At 69.8% G+C, this 3824-nt stretch carries 3 protein-coding genes and 1 pseudogene; all 4 read right to left on the reverse strand.

Annotated elements, in window-relative coordinates; all coding sequences use genetic code 11:
• Positions 1-94: 94 nt before the first annotated feature.
• Entirely contained in the window at positions 95-673 is a 579-nt protein-coding gene (locus Q4P07_RS11655) for a protein-L-isoaspartate O-methyltransferase (RefSeq protein ID WP_303375084.1), read from the reverse strand.
• Positions 674-740: 67 nt separating this feature from the next.
• Positions 741-1659 (reverse strand): annotated as a pseudogene (locus Q4P07_RS11660) (exodeoxyribonuclease III).
• 44 nt (positions 1660-1703) lie between these two features.
• On the reverse strand, positions 1704-2603 hold the full coding sequence (locus Q4P07_RS11665) for an MOSC domain-containing protein (protein ID WP_303375085.1): 900 nt from the start codon (positions 2601-2603) through the stop codon (positions 1704-1706).
• A gap of 50 nt (positions 2604-2653) precedes the next feature.
• Positions 2654-3706, reverse strand: a complete 1053-nt coding sequence (locus tag Q4P07_RS11670; RefSeq protein ID WP_303375086.1) for a serine hydrolase — start codon at positions 3704-3706, stop codon at positions 2654-2656.
• Positions 3707-3824 lie beyond the last annotated feature (118 nt).

Raw genomic sequence — 3824 nt, forward strand, 5'->3', positions numbered from 1 at the left:
ACGACCCACACCCACCGCACAGCACGACGGCCGCCCGTCCCGGCTGCGACCCTAGGCCGCTAGTGAGGCTCGAGCCCGTCCCGAGGACTCCCACTCAGTCGTCCACGAGCAGCGGGACGAACCTGTAATAGCCCGGGGCGGCCCTCGTCGTCACCTCGTCAGCGTGCCTCTCCACCACGAGCATCCGACCCGCGACCGGGATCACCATCCGGCCCTCGTCGGCGAGCTGGTCCACCAGCGTGAGGGGCAACTCCGTGGCCATCGCCGAGACGAGCACCCGACGGTATGGCGCTCCCGCCGGCCAGCCCAGCACGCCGTGCGGCGCCACCTCGACCTGCGCCCAGATCATCCCTGATCGGCTCAGCACGGAGCGGGCGCGCTGGACCAACTGCGGCACGACATCGACGCCGACCACCTGCCCGGCCGGCCCCACCAAGTGGCCAAGGAGCGCGGTTGTCCAGCCCGAGCCCGCGCCGACATCGAGGACAGTCTCGCCGGGCTGGGGGTCAAGAAGGGTGAGCATCGCGGCGACCGTGCTCGGCTGGGAGTTGGTGGCGCGGTAGCCGATCGACAGGGGCGCGTCCACGTCCGCCCGGCCGACCTGGTGAGCGGGCAGAAAATCTCGACGCGGCAAGGCCTCGAAGGCTGCCGTCACCCGTTCGCGACCATCCACGCCACCAGTGTGGCCCAACGAGCGAGCTCAGCGAGGAGGTCGTCATCACCAGGACAGGGCGCGAGCTTCACAGGTCATAGTCGACGATGACCGGCGCATGGTCGGAGAGCCGGATCCCACGATGCTCGCGGTCGACGGCGGCATGGACGGCGGCACGCGCCAGGGCCGGGGTCGCGAGGTGATAGTCGATCCGCCAACCGGCGTCGCGCTCGTAGGCCTGCCCGAGCCAGCTCCACCACGAGTAGGGCCCGTCGATATCCGGGTGCAGTCTGCGCACCACGTCGATGAGGGTCCGCGGAGTCAGCTGGGCCGCCCAGCCACTCGCGCTCCTCCGGCAGAAAGCCCTCCGTCCGCTGGGCGGGCCGCCAGTTCGCCACGTCATGCCTGGTATGCGCCACGTTGAGGTCGCCCATCAGCAAGAACTCGCGTCCCCGCGCGGCCGCGGCCCGGCGCGACTTGCCCAGCTGGCGTCCGAACGCCGCCATGAAAGCCTGCTTGCGGGCATACTTTGCGCCACCGTCGGGGGCCTCCCGCATCCGGCCCGGGACCTGAAGGTGCGCCGGGAGACCGCCCTTGGGCAGATAGAGGCTGGCCACCGTGACCGGCGCCTCCGCCAGGTCGACCTCCAGGTAGCGTCCCTCGTGCACGTGCGGGCGCAGACCTCGCGACAGCGGGATCTCGTCGGGGGCCGAGCGCGTATGGAGATGGTGCTCACCAGGTGCTCTGACCAGGACTTCGGCGTCCCACGTGCGGATCGCGGCCGGCTCGGCGCGAGTCAAGATCGCCACGCCATTGCGCCCGGCGAGCTGCCCCGGCTCGTAGGCCACGTGGTAGTCACCAAAGGCGTCCTCAGGCAGCGCCCCGATGGGCGCACGCACCTCCTGCAGTGCCAGCACGTGGCAGCCCCGGGTCGTGAGCCAGTCGGCAAAGCCACGCTTGTGGGTGGCCCGGATCCCGTTGACGTTAAAGGAGGCGATCCGGAGCATCCGGCGATCTTAGGCAACCGGAGTGGGGCCGGGGCAGCCGGTCCTTAGTCCACGACCTCGACCTCGTCGCCGACCGACCACGTCCCGCTGCCGTCGGGGATGGCGTGGCGCGCGAACCAGGTCTTGCCGCCCCACGCGCGGTGCCGGGCCAGGGTCCGGACCGGTTCGCGGCCGGTGGCTAGGGTCTGCGGGTCGATGGTCGTCATGACGCACCGGTCGACTCCTTTGACGACCCGGCAGCTGACGCCAGCAATGACGATCCGCGACCACGAGTCCTCCGCGAAGGGCTCCGCGCCGTGGATCACCACACTCGGGCGGAAACGGCTCATCGGCAGCGGCTCAGCGCGATCGACAACAGCACCAGCGGCGGCACCGGCAACAGCACCGGCACCAGCACCACCTGCCTCCCGCTCACCCGCATCCGCAGCGATCCACGCGTTGACCTGGGACAGCGAGGCCTCCGACACGATCGTGACGGGAAAGCCGTCCGCGAAGGCCGTGTGGTCACCGGGCCTGCCAAACTCCGCCCCGAGCGAGCGCCGACGCGGATCATCGCACCAGACCAGGCGCAGGCCGTCGATCCCCACCGCCCGAGCTATCCAGGCGTCGGCCACCGGTCCCGCCGGAAGCGCCGTCTGCCAGGGGCGGGTGAAGAGACGCACGGGCACCGGCTCCGTGCCTGGGTGTGGCTCCTCGAGATCGAGCACCTCACCATCGTCAGCGCGCAGGCGCAGAGCCGTGCGCACGGTCGGGTCGGTGACCACGGTGTCGGCCACGATGCTGAAGAGCCGGTGCACCCGCCGTGCCGAGACCATCTGCCCGGCCGCATCGACCACCATCCACGTCCGGTCGCCGGCCAACCCCGCCGGACCGACGGGCGCCGAAGTCACCGGTCGGATCGCACCGCTCTTGAGGGGGTGGATGGCCAGCGCACTGATCCGCACGCGCTCACCTTATGCCTGAGGGCGTGATCTCCAGTGGACTGCTGCCACACTCAGCAGGTCGCGAGCAGCACGGGCACCAGCACGTCGTTAAGGTCCCATAGCCCTTCCGGGTCGGCGCTGAGGTTGCGTCCGGTGACGGCCAGGGAGAACTGTCGGGTGCCGTCCGAGGAGGTCAGGGCAACGCTGGAGGTCCCGAAGGAGAGCCCGTCGTGACCCCACAGAAGGGCTTGCGGCTCACCGGGCTGCACGCACGGGTCGGGCACGGCATAGACGCCCAAGCCATAGCCCGTCGGCAGCGGGGAGCCGCCCAGCATCTGCGGCAGGAGGTCTGGGTCGAAGAGTTCTCCACTGATCAGGGCGTCGGTGAAGGTGTTGAGGTCCTGGGTCGTGCTGACTGCGGCGCCGGCGTGGGAGAAGACATCGGGGTCAAAGCCGGCCAGTGACCACCACTGCATCCCGTCCCAGAACGACTCCCGCAGCGCGTGGCCGCGCATCCCCGGCTCGTCGGGATAGCTGCTGTGCCTCATACCTGCGGGCTTGAAGACGCGCTCCTTGAGCAACTGGGCGACCTCCTGCCCGCTGACCTTCTCCAGCAGCGTGCCCAACGCGACATAGCCCGCATTGGAATAGGTGAAGCCCTCTCCGGGAGCATGCTCCCAGGGCACCGCGTTGACGGCGTCAAGGTAGTCCTGCTCGGTGTAGTCGAGTCCGATCGCGGCGACCTGAGACTCGATCGAGCTGGGGTCGCTCATGCGCTCCACGATCATGCGGTCGGTGCCCGTCGGAGCTCCCGAGGTGTGGCTGAGCAGGTGCCGGATCGTCACGTCAGGGTGGTCGGGGAACAGACCCGGTATGACGTCATCCACCAAGGTGTCGAGCGTCCAGGTCCCAGCCTCGACCTCCTGCATGACGAGGGTCGCGATCATCATCTTGGTGTTGCTGGCCACCCGAAACTCGCCACGGGTGGTCGCTGGCGGCGGGCTTCCCACGTCTCGGGTGCCGGTCGCACCGGCCCAGGTCACGTCCGGGGTGTCGACGCGGACGGTCACCGCGATGGCGCCATCGGCGACGACCTGCTCCATGCCCGTCTCGATCGCACTCACGCGGGCTGGTCTGGATCGAGCATCATCACCGACACGGGCTGGAGCCGAACGCTGGGCCGCGCTGGGCCCCGCCGACCGGGATGCCTGACTTTGGGCCTGCTCGACGGCAGCCTCGACC

This window comes from Ornithinimicrobium sp. (genome assembly GCF_030537745.1).
GTDB lineage: Bacteria > Actinomycetota > Actinomycetes > Actinomycetales > Dermatophilaceae > Ornithinicoccus.